General features: G+C 67.8%; 11 protein-coding genes. 8 read left to right on the top strand and 3 right to left on the bottom strand.

Features of this window, described 5'->3' with window-relative positions; translation table 11 throughout:
• Positions 1–89: 89 nt before the first annotated feature.
• Positions 90–998, bottom strand: coding sequence for a LysR family transcriptional regulator (locus tag IAE34_RS16815; RefSeq protein ID WP_200140091.1), 909 nt, complete (start codon positions 996–998; stop codon positions 90–92).
• Between the two features lie 94 nt (positions 999–1,092).
• On the opposite strand from IAE34_RS16815, the gene IAE34_RS16820 reads away from it, so the two are divergent.
• Genes IAE34_RS16820 through IAE34_RS16830 form a run of 3 tightly spaced genes read left to right on the top strand, consistent with a single transcriptional unit; the run spans position 1,093 to position 5,750 of the window.
• Positions 1,093–1,578: a DMT family transporter gene (locus IAE34_RS16820; protein WP_442793205.1), complete on the top strand. Its 486-nt coding sequence runs from the start codon at positions 1,093–1,095 to the stop codon at positions 1,576–1,578.
• 7 nt (positions 1,579–1,585) lie between these two features.
• Complete coding sequence (locus IAE34_RS16825) at positions 1,586–2,707, top strand: efflux RND transporter periplasmic adaptor subunit (protein ID WP_200140092.1); 1,122 nt, start codon at positions 1,586–1,588, stop codon at positions 2,705–2,707.
• Positions 2,694–5,750 (top strand): efflux RND transporter permease subunit, encoded by a 3,057-nt coding sequence (locus IAE34_RS16830; protein ID WP_200140093.1) that lies wholly within the window; start codon positions 2,694–2,696, stop codon positions 5,748–5,750. The genes IAE34_RS16825 and IAE34_RS16830 overlap by 14 nt, the downstream gene beginning before the upstream one ends.
• 9 nt (positions 5,751–5,759) lie before the next feature.
• Here IAE34_RS16830 and IAE34_RS16835 read toward each other — a convergent pair whose 3' ends face one another.
• Positions 5,760–6,635 carry a carboxylate/amino acid/amine transporter gene (locus IAE34_RS16835; protein WP_200140094.1) on the bottom strand — a complete coding sequence of 292 codons (876 nt, stop codon included), beginning with the start codon at positions 6,633–6,635 and terminating at the stop codon, positions 5,760–5,762.
• 186 nt (positions 6,636–6,821) lie between these two features.
• Between IAE34_RS16835 and IAE34_RS16840 the strand changes: the two genes are divergently transcribed.
• Positions 6,822–8,810: a TonB-dependent receptor gene (locus IAE34_RS16840; protein WP_200140095.1), complete on the top strand. Its 1,989-nt coding sequence runs from the start codon at positions 6,822–6,824 to the stop codon at positions 8,808–8,810.
• 61 nt (positions 8,811–8,871) lie between these two features.
• Here IAE34_RS16840 and IAE34_RS16845 read toward each other — a convergent pair whose 3' ends face one another.
• Positions 8,872–9,834 carry a helix-turn-helix domain-containing protein gene (locus IAE34_RS16845; RefSeq protein ID WP_233631202.1) on the bottom strand — a complete coding sequence of 321 codons (963 nt, stop codon included), beginning with the start codon at positions 9,832–9,834 and terminating at the stop codon, positions 8,872–8,874.
• A 182-nt stretch (positions 9,835–10,016) separates the two neighbouring features.
• Between IAE34_RS16845 and IAE34_RS16850 the strand changes: the two genes are divergently transcribed.
• Genes IAE34_RS16850 through IAE34_RS24520 form a run of 4 tightly spaced genes read left to right on the top strand, consistent with a single transcriptional unit; the run spans position 10,017 to position 17,251 of the window.
• A complete protein-coding gene (locus IAE34_RS16850; RefSeq protein ID WP_200140096.1) occupies positions 10,017–11,081 on the top strand; it encodes a class I SAM-dependent methyltransferase in 1,065 nt (354 codons plus the stop codon).
• A 4-nt stretch (positions 11,082–11,085) separates the two neighbouring features.
• Entirely contained in the window at positions 11,086–12,366 is a 1,281-nt protein-coding gene (locus IAE34_RS16855) for an MFS transporter (protein WP_200140097.1), read from the top strand.
• Positions 12,363–14,732, top strand: a complete 2,370-nt coding sequence (locus tag IAE34_RS16860) for a thiamine pyrophosphate-binding protein (protein ID WP_200140098.1) — start codon at positions 12,363–12,365, stop codon at positions 14,730–14,732. Before IAE34_RS16855 ends, IAE34_RS16860 begins: the two co-directional genes overlap by 4 nt.
• Positions 14,732–17,251, top strand: coding sequence for an aminotransferase class III-fold pyridoxal phosphate-dependent enzyme (locus tag IAE34_RS24520; RefSeq protein WP_200140099.1), 2,520 nt, complete (start codon positions 14,732–14,734; stop codon positions 17,249–17,251). Before IAE34_RS16860 ends, IAE34_RS24520 begins: the two co-directional genes overlap by 1 nt.
• Positions 17,252–17,436: the final 185 nt, after the last annotated feature.

The raw sequence follows: 17,436 nt of genomic DNA on the forward strand, positions 1-17,436 counted from the left end.
CTTTTGGAGTGCATTTCAGACGCTGCTCTCGACCTATAACACCTTGGTATCAGGCCGTAGGATGTACGATGACAGAATTCATTTGGTGCTCATTGTTCATTCGCCACGCGCATGATCATCTGTCGCAACCAGGCATGTGCCGGGTCCGATTCACGTCGCGGATGCCAGATCATGTTGAAGTCGAACCGAGGGATCTCGAAGGGCGGTTCGAACAGGCGCAGGCGCTCGTCGCTGTCGACCGCATCGAGGCTGCGTCGGGCGACGGTGAGGATCAGGTCGGTGCCGGCGATCAGGTCACTGGCCACGCTCCAGTGGGGCAGCGAGACGCTGATCTGGCGCTGCACCCCCAGCTTGCCCAGGGCGCGATCGACTTCGTTGTCCGCACCGGCGCGCATCGCGACCAGCACGTGGGGGCGCTTGAGCCAGCCTTCGAGGTCGGCGATGCCCTTCTCGGGAATGCTGGAGGCGTCGGCCACGCAGACGAATCGCTCCGAGAACAGGGTGTGGCGCTTGAGTTCATCCAGCTGTTTGCCGGGAAATACGCCCAAGGCCAGATCGACCTCGCCCTCTCGAACGTCTGCCAGCATCGACTCGCGACTGGCCTGGCTAACCAGCAGTTCGACGCCGGGCGCCATGGCCCTGAAGGCGCGGATCAGGCCCGGCAGGAGTACGCGCGAGCCGTAGTCGGACATTGCCAGGCGAAACACTCGCCGTGCCTTGGTGGGGTCGAATTGCGGCGGTTCGAACAGCGTGCCGATCTGTCCGAGGGCATCGTTGAGCGGGTGCAGCAACTCGGACGCTCGCGCGGTGAGCTCCAGTTGCCCGCCTCGCCTGATTAGCAAGGGATCGTCGAACAGACGGCGAAGGTGTGCCAGCGCATGACTGACCGCCGGCTGGCTCTTGTGCAAGCGAGACGCCGCGCGGGTGATGTGCTTTTCGACCAGTAGCGCCTGAAGAGTCACGAGAAGATTGAGGTCGACGCTTCTGAGATTATTCATCCGTTGAATACCATCGCTTGGTTATACGAATTTCCATTCCCTTTATTCATATTTCAAAATCAAGTGCAACACAACTCTGGGTGAAGCGACGGCCATGACCAACCCCCTTTCGATGTCCACTGCAATGCTCGTCGGTGCCGCACTCGCGGCCGGTGCGGTAGTTCCCTTCCAGGCGGCAGCCAACGCCTCGCTGGGCCGCGCCATCGGCCACCCGCTCTGGGCCACCGTGGCGTCGCTGATCATCAGCCTGATCGCCATCGCGCCGGTGCTGCTGGCGATGCGTACCCCGGCTCCGCAACTGAGCGCCGTCAGCAGCCTGCCGGTGTGGGCCTGGATCGGCGGCATCGCCGGGGTCATCTACATCACCGCCGCCCTGCTGTTGTCCCCGCGCATGGGCACCACCAGTTTCATGGCCTGCGTGATCGGCGGTCAGCTGTTGACCTCGATCATCATCGATCATTTCGGCCTGATGGGCATGCCGACTCGACAGGTCACGCTGTTCAGGGTACTCGGCGTGGCGTTGATCTTCGCCGGGGTCCTGCTGGTGCAGTTCTCCAGCCAACCTGTGATCAAGGAATGATCCGCCCATGCGCACCAGGACGGCTGTGCTATCGATCACCCTGCTGATGCTCATCGCGCTAGGCGCGTGGGCGTGGTCGAGCAGACCCTTCGGCGAACGGACGAGCGCACCAGCCCCTGCGCCCACCCAGGTGCAGGTGGCCAAGGCCGTGAGCCAGCACCTGCCGCGCTACCTGGACAGCCTGGGCACGCTGGAAGCGGGCGAGCAGGTGCTGGTGAGCGCCGAAGTGGGCGGCAAGGTGGAGCGACTCGACTTCGATTCCGGCCAGTCCGTCACCCGAGGGCAGGTCCTGGTGTCGCTCAACAGCGCACCGGAGCGCGCCGAAGCGGACCACCAACGGGCCCTGCTGGCCAATGCGCAGAAACGCCTGAAGCGTATCCGCGAGCTGATGCCTGCCGGCGCAGTCGCCAAGGAAGACCTGGACAACGCGCAGATGGACCTGGACGCTGCCAAGGCGCTGCTGGCCAAGACCGAAGCGGTGATCGCGCAGAAGACCATCAGGGCGCCGTTCAGCGGCGAGCTGGGCATCAGGAAGGTCCATGTGGGCCAGTACGTCAACGCGGGAGACCCGGTGGCGAGCCTGATCAACCGGCGCGAACTGCGGGTGAATTTCTCGCTGGACGAACAGGCCAGCGCGCAGGTGGTCAAGGGGCAGGAGGTGCTGTTGAACTTCAGGGCGCTGCCGGGCGAAGACTACAAGGCGCGCATCCTCACCCTCGATCCGCTGCTGGACAACACCCGCATGAGCCGAATACAGGCCGTGCTGAGTACCCCCGGCGACACCCTCAGGCCGGGGATGTCAGCCGATGTGAGGGTGGTGCAGGCCACCCAGGCAGCGACGCTGGTGGTCCCGGCCACGGCCATCGTCAGCAGCGCCTACGGTGATGTCGTCTACCGCATCGAGCGAACCGAGGCAGGCGCGCAGGTACACCGGGTCGCGGTGAAGGCCGGCACGCGGGCCGACGGCTGGCGAGTGGTCAGCGAAGGGCTGGAGGAAGGCGACGAAGTGGTGGCGGTGGGACAAAATCGCCTGAGCGACGGACAGGCGGTCCAGCCGAGCGCCGCCGCGGCCCAGGCGCATGGCCGCGCGCAGGCCGAGGCCCAGGGAGCACGCCATGCATTTCACTGACCTGTTCCTGCGCCGCCCGATCCTCGCCCTGGTGGTGAACGCCTTCCTGGTGCTGGCGGGATTGCTGGCATTGAGCAACCTGCCGGTGCGCCAGTATCCCCTGCTCGACAGCGCCACGGTGAGCGTCACCACCGAGTACCCCGGCGCCTCGGCCGAGCTGATGCAAGGCTTCGTCACCCAGCCCATCGCCCAGGCGGTGGCCAGCGTCGAAGGGGCCGACTACGTTAGTTCCTCCACCGTCCAGGGCCTGAGCACGGTGCAGGTGCGCTTGAAGCTGGGTACCGACAGCACCCGGGCGCTGGCGGACGTCATCGCCAAGGTCAGCCAGGTCAAGTACAAACTACCGGAAAAAGCCTACGATCCCGTCATCGAGCAGTCGGCCGGCGACTCCACGGCGGTGGCCTACGTCGGCTTTTCCACCACCACCCTGTCGCTGGCGCAGCTCACCGACTACCTGGCCCGCGAGGTGATCCCGAGCCTTTCCGGCGTCACCGGCGTGGCCAAGGTGCAGACCTTCGGCGGTCAGCAGCTGGCCATGCGCCTGTGGCTGGACCCGGCGCGGCTCGCCGCGCGCAACATCACCGCCGCGCAGGTGGCCGAGGCGATTCGCAGCCAGAACTTCCAGACTGCGCCGGGCAATCTCAAGGATGCCCTGACCGTCACCAACATCCAGGTCGATACCGACCTCGAGAGCATCGAGCAATTTCAGGACATGACCCTGCGCAGCGCGGGCGACGAGCTGATCAAGGTTCGCGACATCGGCACCGTCGAGCTGGCGGCGGCCGCCCGCGAAACCAGCGCGCTGATGGACGGCAAGCCGGCCGTGCACCTGGGGCTGTTCGCCGCGCCCGCGGGCAACCCCCTGACCATCGTCGAAGGGATCAAGCAGGCGCTGCCGGCGATCGAGAAAACCCTGCCGCCCGGCGTCGAGGCGCAAATCGCCTTCGAAACGGCGAAGTTCATCCAGGCCTCGATCGACGAGGTGTCGCACACGCTGATCGAGGCCTCGCTGATCGTCGCGGTGGTGATCTTCCTGTGCCTGGGTTCGTTGCGCACGGTGCTCATTCCGCTGGTCACCATTCCCCTTTCACTGCTCGGTGCAACGGCGCTGATGCTCGCCTTCGGTTTCAGCATCAACCTGCTCACGCTGCTGGCGATGGTCCTGGCGATCGGCCTGGTGGTGGACGATGCCATCGTCATCGTCGAGAACGTTCATCGGCACGTCAACGAGGGCACCGCCCCTTGGCAGGCGGCGCTGATCGGTGCTCGCGAGATCGCCGTCCCGGTGGTGACGATGACCTTGACGCTGGCGGCGGTGTACTCGCCCATCGCCTTCATCGGCGGGCTCACCGGCGCACTGTTCAAGGAGTTCGCCCTGAGCCTGGCCGGGGCGGTGATCATCTCCGGGGTGGTGGCGCTGACACTGTCGCCGGTGCTGGCTGCCAAGCTGATCAAGCCGCACACCGACAGCCGCGCCGCGCGCTTCTCCGAGACCCTGTTCGCCAAGGCCCTGCAGGGTTACGAGCCGGTACTCGTGCGGGTGCAGAAACATCGCGCGCTGGTGGCGGGCAGCAGCGTGCTGATCCTGCTGGCGATTCCCTTCCTGTACCTGCACGCCCAGCACGAACTGGCGCCCTCGGAGGACCAGGCGTCGATCCTCACCGCAATCAAGGCGCCACAGTACGCCAACCTCGACTACACCGAGCGCTACGCGGCCGAACTCGATGACGCCTTCAAGCAGATTCCAGAGGTGACCAGCCGCTGGATCATCAACGGCACCGATGGGCCGGCCAACAGCTTCGCCGGCGTCAACCTGAGCGCCTGGGACCAGCGCTCACGCGATGCGGCTGGCATCCAGGCGGACCTGCAACAGCGGGTCGGCGAGATCCAGGGCACCAGCATCTTCGCCTTCCAGCTGCCGCCCCTGCCCGGCTCCACGGGAGGCCTGCCGATCCAGATGATCCTGCGCGCCAGCGAAGATTTCGCCAGCCTCTACGAGGCCATGGACGGGCTCAAGCGCAAGGCCAGGGACAGCGGGCTGTTCTCCACCATCGACAGCGACATCCAGTTCGACAGCCCTGGGGTCGACCTGCACGTCGACCGCGACCGTGCCAATGCCCTGGGCGTGTCGATGAAGGACATCGGCGACTCGCTGGAAACCTACCTCGCCGAAAACTACACCAACCGCTTCCAGTTGCAGGGCCGCTCCTACGACGTGATCGCGCAGAGCACGCCGATGGCACGCTCGAAGATCGAGCACCTGGGGCAGCAGTACGTGCGCAGCCGCAGCGGCGAACTGGTGCCGCTGTCGGCGCTGCTGAGCGCCGAACCCGCCACTCGACCCAATGCCCTGAAACAGTTCAACCAGCAGAACGCGATCACCTTCCAGGGGGTGCCGGCGGCGGGGGTGAGCCTGGGCGCGTGCGTCGCTTTCCTGCAGCGCGAAGCCCAGGGCCTGCCCGACGGCTACAGCCTGGACTGGGCCGGCGAGAGCCGGCAGTACGTGCAGGAGGGCAGCTCGCTGGCGATGGCCTTCGTGATGGCGATCGTGGTGATCTACCTGCTGCTCGCGGCGCAGTTCGAAAGCGTGCTGGACCCGCTGATCATCCTGGTGACCGTGCCACTGTCGCTGCTCGGGGCGCTGTTGCCCCTGGCGCTGGGGCTGGCCACCGTCAACATCTACACGCAGATCGGCCTGGTCACCCTCATCGGCCTGATCAGCAAGCACGGCATCCTGATGATCGAGTTCGCCAACGAGTTGCAGGCCCGTGAGCACCTGAGCCGGATCGCGGCGATCGAGACGGCGGCGAAGATCCGCCTGCGCCCGATCATCATGACCACTGCGGCCATGGTCTTCGGCTCGCTGCCGCTGCTGCTGGCGAGCGGCGCCGGGGCCAACAGCCGGCATTCACTGGGAATGGTGATGGTCTGGGGGATGCTGGTGGGCACCCTGTTCACGCTGTTCGTGCTGCCGGCGATCTACGCGCTGCTGCCCGAGCGCCGCCAGGCGACGGATCGGCCAGGCGAGCCGGTGACACGTTGAGCCTGCCGGTCACGCCCGGCGCAGGCGAGCAGGCCCGCCCCGCTCGCCCAACCGGCTCAGCCACACCGACGCCAGAATCACCGCGCCGCCGATGAACAGCCGCCCCAGCGGTTCGTGCTGGTTCCAGATCAGCAGGTTGAGCAGCAGGCCCACCGGCACGTGCAGGTTGTTCATCACGGCCAGGGTGGCACCGGAGACCAGGCAAGCGCCCTTGTTCCACCAGTACAGCCCCAGGGCGGTGGGACACAGGCCGAGGAACAGCAGCACCAGCCACTGCACATCGGTACTGGGCAGGCGCTGGGGGTTGCCGAACAGCGCGAAGGCGGGCAGCACGATGATCAGCGCCCCCAGGTAGAAATAGCCGAAACGCCGGTAATGCGGCAGGTCGCTGGGGTGGCGGGCGATCAGGTGGCGATAGAGTACCTGGCCGGCGGCGTAGGTGAAGTTGGCCAGTTGCAGCAGTAAAAAGCCCATGAAGAACTCGCCGCTGATGCGATCGAAGCGGATCACCGCCGCACCGGCCACCGCCACCAGCGCTGCCAAGAGGGCCCAGGCGTTGAAGCGGCGGTTCAGGGCGTCTTCGATGAGCGTCACGTGCAGCGGGGTGAGGATGGTGAACAGCAACACTTCGGGCACGCTCAGTACCCGGAAGCTCAGGTACAGGCACACGTAGGTGATGCCGTATTGCAGCGCGCCGATCAGCAGCATGGCCCGCAGGAAGCGTGGCTCGACCTGACGCCAGCGCGTCAGCGGCAGGAACACCAACCCGGCCAGCAGCACGCGTGCCAGCACGGCGAAGTAGCTGTCGACGTGTCCGGCCAGGTATTCGCCGATCAGGCTGAAGGAAAACGCCTGGATCAAGGCGACGATAATCAGATAGCCCATGGTGGCTCCTCATCAGACAAGGCGGCGACCTTAGCCGTTAGCCTCGGTTCGGGCAACCTCGAGTCCGCATAGAAAATCCTCGCTCATGCATAGGGCTGTCGATGCAAATGATTCTCGATCAGGCGCTACAATGCCGGCCGTCGCGTACCCGTCCGGGGTGCGCATTGCAGGCATCGGGGAGCGGGCATGGCAAGGACATCGCTGGTGGGGGTTTTCACGGGACTGGTGGTCGCAGGCGGTGTCACGCCGACCAGCGCGGTCGAGCGGCTGGTGCTGGAGGACACGGTAGTGGTCAGCGACAAGCTCGAACAGGCCCGCGACCAATTGCCGGCCAGCCTCTCGGTGATCGACGCCAGAACCCTGCAGAGCCCCCCTGTAGATTCCCTGGAACAGCTGGTGCGGCGCACCCCGGGCTTCACCTTCCAGCCCTTCGGCCAGTCCGGCACGCAACTGCCGGTGGTGCGCGGCCTGACCTCCAATGCCACGGCCTTCTCCAACTCGCTGCTGATGCTGGTCGACGGCGTGCCGGTGTTGCGCGGGCAAGGTTTCGACAATGACCTGGTCGGCGTCGAGCGCGTGGAGATCCTGCGCGGCCCGCAGTCGGCACTCTACGGGCGCAACGCCGAGGCGGGCGTGCTCAGCGTGTTCACCCGCCAGCCGGGCGACGCCGACTATGCACGGGTGGAGACGGGCCTGGGCAGCCGTGACCAGCGCCGGATCAGTGCCGACTTGAGCACCGCGCTGGTGGAAGGCACGCTGTATGCGGGGGTCGCCGGACAATGGACGCGCCAGGACGGCTACCTGGACGACGACCTCGCCGGCGGCAAGGCCGATGACCGCGAGCGCCAGAGCGGCCGCCTGACCCTGCGCTGGACACCGGACGCGCTCACCGATGCGACGCTGCGCTACAGCACCCTGAAATACCGCGACCAGGCCTCGCAGTGGGGCAGCCGCACCGGCCCCGACCGCGCGGTGAATTCCGGACTGGCCGGACGCAATCACTCCAGCGGCGACACCTGGTCGCTGGACCTGCGCCGACAACTGGACGACGATTTGGAACTGCGCTCGATCACCGCACGCAGCGTGTTCGACGACCGTCTTCGCCAGGACACCGATTTCCAGCCACGTGAGCTCATGCATCTGGCCCGCGACTACCATTTCGAGACCCTGAGCCAGGAGCTGCGCCTGAGTGGTCGCCACGGGCAAGGTCGCTGGCTGCTGGGCGCCTATGCCGACCGCGAGGACCACGACCTGGATTACCAGCAGAAACTACCCCTGGGGCTGAGCCGCACCCAGGCGGGCCTGGGCGGCAACACCGCTGCGGTATTCGGCCAATGGCTGCAGCCGCTGTCCCAGGACTGGTCGCTGACCCTGGGAGGACGCTATGAATACGCACGTGCCTGGATCGACCCGGCGAGCAACCGCAGCCAGTCCGACAGCTGGCAGCACTTCACCCCCAAGGTGGCGCTGCAGTATGCGTTGAGCGAAGACGCCCAGGCCTACGTCAGCTACACCGAGGGCATGCGCGCGGGCGGCTTCAATGCCTTCGCCAGCAGCGCCGGCAACCCGGCCTACGACCCGGAGCAGGTGCGCAGCTACGAAGTCGGCCTGAAGGGCCTGACGGCGGATCAGCGACTGCGCTATTCGGCAGCGCTGTATCGCATGCAGGTGCGTGACATGCAGGTGCAGCAACTGGTGCAGCAGGGCCTGGTGTACATCACCAACGCGGCGGCGGCGACCTCCACCGGCCTGGACCTGGACCTGGAATACCTGCTGGGCGAGCGCTGGACCCTCACGGCGGCGCTGGGACTGAACCGCACCCGCTTCGAGCGCTTCCGCGAAGGTACCAACGACTACCAGGACAACCGCAACCCCTTCGCCCCGGACTTCACCGGCCACCTGGGCCTGCGCTACGACGCCGATGCCGGCTGGTACGTGCAGGGCGCCCTGAGCGCGGTGGGCAAGGTCTACCTGGACGCGGCCAATACCTATCGCCGACCCGGCTACGGCCTGGTGGACCTGGGCGCGGGCTACCGCTTCGGGCAGTACACGGTCAGTACCTACGTCGACAACCTGCTGGACAAGCGCTACGACGCGCAGGGGCTGCTCAATGGCGCGGTGACCGTGTACAGCCCGCCGCGCGAAGTGGGGGTGAGGGTCAGCTTCGAGCTGTAGCCGCGGCGGTTCGCCGTTGCGACTGGCACACAAGGGAGAAGCGAGGCAGCCCCAAATCCTCTCAGCGCTTGCGCCCGAAGATCGACTTGGGCGACCGGCCGAAATAGCGGGTGAACGCCACGGTGAAGTTGTTCGGATACTTGTACCCCACCTGCCACGCCGCCTGCGCCACCTGCTGCCCGGCCTCCAGCAAGGTCATGGCCTTGCGCATGCGCAGCTCCAGCAGCATGCGTGCCGGGGTGGTGTCGAACAGATAACGAAACCCCTCCTTGAGCTTGTGCTCGTTCATGCCCACCGCCGTGGCCAGATAATCCACGGTCAACGGCTTGTCCAGTTGCTCGCACAACAGGTTGCGCGCCCGCTCGATGCGCTGCACGTCGCTGGTGCTCAAGGCCGCAGCGCTACTCGGCGGCGGCGCCAGCAGGTTGAACTGCTCGGCCAGCAGGCTGAGGGTATGGATATGCAGATCCAGTCGATGGGCCGGATCCAGGCCGCCCGGTTGCAGGTAGCGCACCAGCGCGGCGGCGTGGGCCTGCGCGGCCTGGGAGCTGGGCCGAAAATCCAGGCGGTGCAGGCGGCCGCTGCCCAGCACCTCGGTGGCACGCGCCTCGCCCACGTACTTGCACAGCGTCGCCTGGTCGATCACCACCCGCAGTTGCGAGGCGGTCTCGTTGGCCTGGTAGCGGCGCTCGCCGGGGGTGGCGCGAAAGGCGGTGATGGTGGTGTGTCCGGCCTCGAAGGCCAGGGTGCTGCCGTCCTGACCGATGAAACCGGATTTTCCCTGCAACCCGACCGTCACCACCATCACGTGGCCGTCGTGCGGCCCGCAGGTCTCTTCCACCAGGGTGCGCGTGGGGTGGTAGTGAAGGCGGCCCAGCGACAAGCCCTGCTCCAGTTGCAACAGGTCGGTATGGCACTGCCCGTAGGCTTCGTCCAGTTGCAGGCGCAGGCGCCCGTCGGCGCTCAGTGAACGGTGCCGGGGCTGGTCCAGGCCCAGGCGGCAGGTGGCGTTGCTCGTGTTCATGGCGACATCCCTGAGGATCGGCGGCCATCGCACCGCATAGAAACGGCTCCGGCTCGCATATTTTACGTGAATGATTCTCATTTAATATATACCACCCTTTGAGCTGATTCGGCCATGCCCCGTTTCGTTCCCTATCCGTGAGCCGCCGACGGCCACGGACGAGTCAACAACAGGAAGTTAACGTGACCCGACCTGCAACCCGACCACAGCCCCACGACCTGCACCTGACCACCGCCCACCCCTTGCAGGCCTGCTGGGACCTGCAACTGGGCGGGCTGGGTGCCGACGCCCTGCACCTGGCCCTGGCCCACGGCCTGTTCGACCACCTGCAGCAGTTCAAAGCCGCTGCACAGCTGGCGCAGGCCCTGGACTGGCACGTCGAGAGCGCCGACTACTTCCTGGAACTGCTGTGGAGCCTGGACCTGCTCGAGCGTGATGCACAGCGCCCAGCGCGCTATCGCAACCGCCCCCTGGCCGACCGCCATCTGCGCAGCAGCGCGGCCCAGTACTGCGGCGATGCCCTGATGTTCCGTCACCGGGTGCTGCGCGAAACCGGCGCACAGCTGGACGACTACCTGCGCAATGGCATGCCGCGCCGCTCGCCGACCACCGCCCAGCTCGACCAGGGGTGGGCCAATGCCGCGCGGTTGCAGATCGCCCAGGAACAGCGTGCGGTCACCTGCGACAGTGCCTGCGCCTTGCTGGCCAGCCTGCCGGAGTACCCGCGTCTGCACCGCCTGCTCGACCTCGGCGGCGGACCGGGCCTGGTGGCCATCGCCCTGGCCCGGCAACTGCCGGCGCTCGGCGGCGTGGTCTTCGAATACCCCGAGACGGCCCGAGTGGCGGCCGCCAACATCGACGCCGCTGGCCTGGGCACCCGCCTGAGCGCGCGCGGCGCGGATCTGGACAGCGACGACATCGGCAGCGGCTACGACCTGATCTGGTGCTCCTCGGTGCTGCACTTCGTCCACGACCTGCCTGCCACCTTGCAGCGCCTGCACGCCGCACTCGCGCCCGGCGGGGTGCTGGTGTGCTGCCAGGCCGAAGTGCCTCAGGCCCGCCACATGGCCGCCCAGGTGCTGCCGTACTACCTGCACATGCGCCTGCAGGGCCGCCACGTGCTGGCCGAGGGCGAGCTGGCGGCGCTGCTGCGCGACAGCGGCTGGCGGGGCGTCGAGCAGATCGACGGGGTGCGCTATCCATTGACACCGGTCACGGCGGTGATCGCCCGCAAGGCCAAGGAGTGACGCCATGACCCGCACCCGTCTCGTCGGCCTGCAACTGCTGTTCGGCTGGCTCAACCTGGCCCTGGCCGTGCCGAGCATCTACCTGATGTTCGGCCTGCCGCTGGTCATGCGCCAATACGGCTGGAGCGGGACCGAGATCGGCCTGTTCCAGTTGGCCGGGCTGCCGGCCGTGTTCAAGTTCCTCATGGCCGTGCCGGTGCAGCGGCTGCGCCTGGGGCGCTCGCCGCTGGCGCACTGGCTGGCGCTGCTCGGTGGCGTGCTGATCGTGCTGTACGCGCTGATCGCCCGCGACAACCTCATCGAGCAGCGTCTGGCACTGTTCGCCATGACCTTCGCCATCAGCATCGTCGCCACCTGGATGGACATTCCGCTCAATGCCCTGGCGGTGCAGTGGCTGCCGCGCCACGAACAGGTGCGCGCCGGCAGCATCCGCGCGGCCGCCCTGTTCGTCGGCGCGATCGTGGGCGGCGGCGCGATGCTGCTGGTGCAGTCGCGCCTGGGCTGGCAGGCGCCGTTCGTGATCATGGGCGCGGCGCTGGCGCTGGGGGTGCTGGCGCTGCTGATGGCCGCCAGGCGCCTGCCGAGCCTGCCGACGCCTGCGGCCACGGCACCCGGCCTGGTAGCCGATTGGGCCGGCTTCTTCGGCCAGCCGGCGGCGCGGCAATGGACCTGGCTGCTGCTCAGCGCCTTCCCGTTCATCGGGGCGGCCTGGCTGTACCTGAAGCCGCTGCTGCTCGACCAGGGCATGGCCCTGGAGCAGGTGGCCTGGCTGGTGGGCATCGCCGGGGGCACGCTGGGCGCCATCGCCAGCCTGGTGGGCGGGCGACTGATTCCTCTGCTGGGCACGGCGCGGGCGATCGTCCTGTATCTGCTGGCGGCCCTGCTGGCCCTGCTGGTACTGGGCCTGGCGGTGGGGCTGCGGCTCGGCCAGGGCTGGTTGATCGCCGGCGCGCTGCTGCTGGCCGTGGCCATGGGCGCGGTGTCGGCACTGATGTTCGGCCTGACCCTGTTCTTCAGCCGCCAGCAGCGCAGCGCCAGTGACTACGGCCTGCAATCGAGCCTGTTCGTGCTCACCCGACTGGCCGCGCCGGTCTTCGCCGGCCTGTTGCTCGACCGACTGGGCTATGGCGGCCTGCTGGCCTGCCTGGGCGCGGGCCTGACCCTGGCCCTGCTGCTGGCCTGGCGCGTGCGCCACAGCATCGCACGCAGCACCGACGCACTGCTGGACACTCCCGGCGACGCCGTCCCAGGCACCGCTTCCATCCCTCTGGAGGGCAAACCATGAAGCCACACCGCTACGGCATCTGCCTGATCAGTCGCGATGGCGCACTGCGCGCCGACGTCAGCGCCGTGCTCGACCGGCTCAACCACTGGTTGGGCCATGAGACCCCACACGCCAGCCAGCACTGGCCCGACGCCCAGTTGCAGAGCCTGTACCACCAGGTCGCCGGGCAGGCCGAAACCTACCTGCGCCAGCAGGCCGAGCCGGGCGCGCTGGCCCTGGAGCTGCTGGCCTTCGACGACCTCGCCCAGGCCCAGGCCGCGCTGGCTCAGGCCTGCCCCTGCGATCACGTGCTGCTGGACACGCGCCACCTGGACCAGCAACCCGAGCACGATCCCCTGAGCGCCTTGCTCGAGGCCCAGCCCGAGGCGCGCCGTTCGCCCAGCAGCGCCGTGCTGCTGTGCCATGGGCAGCACCTGCAGCACTGGCTGACACGCCTGGGCGGCAACCGCTTGCTGCGCGTGCCCCATGAAGACCGCGCACTGCGCCGTGCCGACCTGCTGCGCCTGTTCGTCGACCACCTCGAGCACGCCTACTGCAATCGCCTGCTGGCGCGCACCACCCAGCAATCCGCCGAGCCGGTGAGCCTGGCCCGCGACATTCAGCAGCGCATGACCCAGCGCTGGGGCCAGGCCTGGGATTGCCATTTCTTCACCGGTTCCATGGTCGCGGGTTTTCTCGACTCGCTGGGCGAACTGCTGCGGCCCACCGCCTGCGGCTTCCACAGCGCCTGCAACGAGCACGCCCTGGCGGTCAGCGCCCTGGCCGGCTGGCAGCTGTATCGACGGGCCTACGTGATCGTCATGACCTCGGGCATGCTCGACGAGATGCGCGGCACCCTGGCCAACCTCAAGCGCGCTGGTGCGCCGGGCCTGGTGATCTGCGCCGACTCGCCGGAGTCGGTCTGGTTCGCCTTCCAGGGCAGCCTGGACGCGGATAATGACGGTCACCAGGTGATCGCCGCCCGCGGCCTGTGGCAGCGCTTCATGCGCCGTCCGGACGAAGCGCCGGGCTGTGTCGAACAGGCCTTCGCCGCCTTGGACCAGCACCCGGCGCCGACCTTCCTGTTCGCCACCCAGGCCGTGCTCGAATCCCGCGCACAATCGCCGAGCCAGCCCGCACCCGTGCCCGCCCCGGCCACCGAGCAGGCGCTCACGGCGCCGCAGCAGGCCGCCCTGGAGCAATTGCTGGAGGTGATCAACCACAGCCCTTCGCGGCTGCTCTGGCAGTGCGGACGGCTCGCGGCCGACGAGCGCCAGCGCGTGGTCGGACTGGCGCGCCGCGCGGGCATCGCCCTGGCCGACAGCATCGTCGCGCCCGGCAGCGTGTGCGCCTACCAGGACCAGGAACCAGTGCCCAATTACCTTGGCCCACTGTCGATGTACGGCTTCAGCCGCCGTGTGCACGCCTTTCTCGAAGGCACCGAGGGCGAGCCGGACAAACCTTGGCTGATGTTCCTCAAGAGCAAGATCGACCAGTCCGCCACACCCTACTCCGAGGGCCGCCTGCCCAGGCTGTTCCACATCGCCCAGATCAACCGCCAGCCCGGCCATATCGCGCCGTTCTGCGAACTGCCGGTGCCGCTCAGCCTGGACCGGGTGCTCGATTACCTGGAGCCGCGCCTGGCCGTGCCAGCGGCGCTGCTGCAGACCCGCCGCGAACGCCTGCAACGCTTGCAGCGCACCCGCGAGGTGCTGCCGAGCGACCAGATCGAAACCCTGCCGATGACGCCGAACTTCTTCTTCCACCGCCTCGGCCAGTTGCTCGGCGAGCTGATCGAGCGCGACGGCTACCGCTACACCGGCGTCTACGACGTCGGCCGCTGCAGCCTGTCGGCGCTGCGCAACCTGCCGCGTACCGATGCCGGCTTCTCCGGCTGGTACGGACGGGCGCTGATGGGCGATGCGCTGGTGTCGCTGCCCTACATCGCCCTGAACGACGAACGCCATGTACTGGCGTTCATCGGCGACGGCGCCCGCGCCCTGGTACCGGACATCGAGCAACGCCTGGCGATGAGCCTGGCCAGCGCCGCCGATGCCGGCCAGCGCAACGTCACGGTGATGTACCTGGCCAACGGCGTGCTGTCGATGATCCAGACCTACCTGGACAAACGCTATGCCTGCCACGGCGCCAGCCAGGTCAACGTGCCCCTGGCCGAGGGGCCGCTGTGGGAGGAACGCGCCTTCGGCCCGATCCAGGTCTGCCGCGCCCGCCTGCTGCACTTCTGTCCCGACACCCTGCGCCAGGCGCTGACCGCGCCGGGGCGACTGAACTTCTTCGACGTCTGGCTGGGCCACAACTCCGAGGGCGATGGCTTGAGCCTGGTCTCGGAAACCGCCTGGAGCCGCCTGAACATGGAAAACTGCTGATGAAATTCGGATTCATTGCCCACCCCACCTCCACTGGCCTGCTGCACCAGGTCAAGCTGGTGGACATGCTCGAGCGCACGCTGGAAGAACAGGCCTGGGGTTATCAGGCCGAACGCTGGCAGCAGCGCAACCTGGTGCCGTTCATCGATTTCGGCCGCATCGTCAGCGCCTGTGGCGCCGAGTGCTCGGGGATGCTGCAGTTCATGCCGCTGACCGCCGAGCAGATGCTGCGCCAGCCGCGCGCCATCGCCGAACGGGTGCTCCAGGGCGTGGCCGCGCTCAAGGCCGAAGGCGCCGAACTGGTAGGCCTGGGCGGTTTCACCGCGATCGTCGGCAACCGCGGCGTGGCGACCATGGAGCAGGCCGAGGTGGCGGTCACCACCGGCAACTCGCTGACCGCCTTCGCCGCCTACGCCAACCTGATGGACAGCCTGCGCCTGCTGGGGATCGCCGCGCAGGATGCCGAAGTGGCGGTGCTTGGCTACCCCGGCTCGATCGCCTTGGCCGTGGCGCGCTTGCTGGTCGAACAGGGCTGCCGGCTGCGCCTGATACACCGGGGCAACGCCCAGCAGGCCCAGGCGCACCTGGAATACCTGCCCAGCCAGTACCACGCCCAGGTCAGCCTGCACGACAATCTCGAAGCCTGCTATGCCCAGGTGCGCTTCTACGTGGCCGCCACCTCCAGCGGCGGCCTGATCGACCCGCGTCGGCTGCTGCCGGGCTCGGTGGTGCTGGACGCCGCCTTGCCCAAGGACGTGATGGACGTCCCTCACCAGCGCCGCGATATCCTCCTGGTGGACGCCGGCCTGGTCTCGGCCAGCCCCGCCGTGCACCTGGGACTGCGCAGCCTGGGCCTGGAGCCCAAGCGCAGCCTGAACGGCTGCCTGGCCGAAACCATGATCCTGGCCCTGGAGGGCCGCGCCGAGCCCTTCTCCCTGGGCCGCGAGCTGCCGGTGGACAAGGTGCTGGAGATCGGCCGCATCGCCGAGCGTCATGGCTTCAGCCCCTCGCCCATGACCCACGACGGTGAAGTGCTCGCTGGCGAGGCCTTCGACCGCCTGCACCGCCACCACCATCCGCGTCGTGCGCTGCGCGCCAGCGACGCCCGCCACGAACCCCTGGCCTTGCGCCGCGAGGTGCTCAACAGCTTCGCCGAGCACATCAACCCGGTGCTGCGCGAGTTCTACCGGTTCAACCACATCGAACGGGTGTTCGCCCATGGCCAGGGCTGCTGGCTCACCGACCTGGACGGTCGGCGCTTCCTGGACTTCGTCGCCGGCTACGGCTGCCTCAACACTGGCCACAATCACCCGGCCATCAGCCAGGCCCTGCAAGGCTACCTGCAGGCGCAGTTCCCCACCTTCATCCAGTACCTCTCGGCGCCGCTGCACGCCAGCCTGCTGGCCCAGCGCCTGGCGGCCCTGGCCCCCGGGGGACTGAACCGGGTGTTCTTCAGCAATTCCGGGACCGAGGCGGTGGAGGCGGCGCTGAAGCTGGCCCTGGCCGCCAGCGACAAACGCCGCGTGCTGTATTGCGACAACGGCTACCACGGCAAGACCCTCGGCGCGCTGTCGGTGACCGGCCGGGCCAAGCACCGCACGCCGTTCGAGCCCCTGCTGCCACGCTGCGAAAGCCTGCCTTTCGGCGACCTGCACGCCCTGCGCAGCCGCCTGGAGCAGGGCGACGTGGCGGCCTTCATCGTCGAGCCGATCCAGGGCGAAGGCGGCGTGATCCTGCCACCGCCGGGGTATCTGGCCGGGGTTCGTGCACTGTGCGACGAGTTCGACTGCCTGTGGATCCTCGACGAGATCCAGACCGGCCTGGGCCGCACCGGCAAGCTGTTCGCCTGCCAATGGGACGACACTGCCCCGGACATCATGGTGCTGTCCAAGTCGCTGTCCGGCGGCCTGGTGCCGATCGGTGCCACGCTGTCGCGCGACGCCGTGTGGCAGCGCGCCTATGGCGATATCGACAGCTTCGCCCTGCACACCTCCACCTTCGGCGGCGGCAACTTCGCCGCGGCTGCCGCCCTGGCGGCGCTGGACGTGCTGGAGCAGGACGGCCTGTGCGCCAATGCCGCCGAGGTCGGTGCCCACTTGCAGGACGGCTTGCAGCGACTGGTGGAGCGCTATCCGTTCCTGGTGGCGGTGCGCGGTCGCGGGCTGATGCTGGCGATCGAGTTTCGCCAGGACATGAGCGGCGGCGTGCAGGCGCTGGTCAAGGAACTGGCCGGGCGTATCCCGGGCCAGGCCATGGCCACCTACCGCATGCTCTCCGGCGCTGCGCGCGCGCACCTGGAGGCTGCCGCCCAGGCGCTGGAACAGAACCTGGAAGACATGTTCGTGCTGCGCTTCATGACCAAGCTGTCCGAGGAACATGGCGTGCTCACCTTCGTCACCGCCAACAACAACCGGGTGATGCGCATCCAGCCGCCGCTGGTGCTCACGCGTGAAGACGCCGATCGTTTTCTGGGCGCCTTCGCCAGTGTGTGCGAGGACCTGGCTACCTTCCAGTCCTGAGGCGCCGGGCTACCGAGCAGCCGCTGTGCGGACGTGACACCCTTGGGGCTGCCTGGCAGCCCCTTTTCAGTCGTGGAGCCCGGGCGGCTGCTCAGTAGCGCCTTTTCAGTCGTGGAGCCCGGGAAGGCTGCCCAGCAGCCCTTTGCCGCCCGACCGACCCCATTCGACGAAACCCATAGTTTTAC

Source organism: Pseudomonas sp. S30, from assembly GCF_016518545.1.
GTDB lineage: Bacteria > Pseudomonadota > Gammaproteobacteria > Pseudomonadales > Pseudomonadaceae > Aquipseudomonas.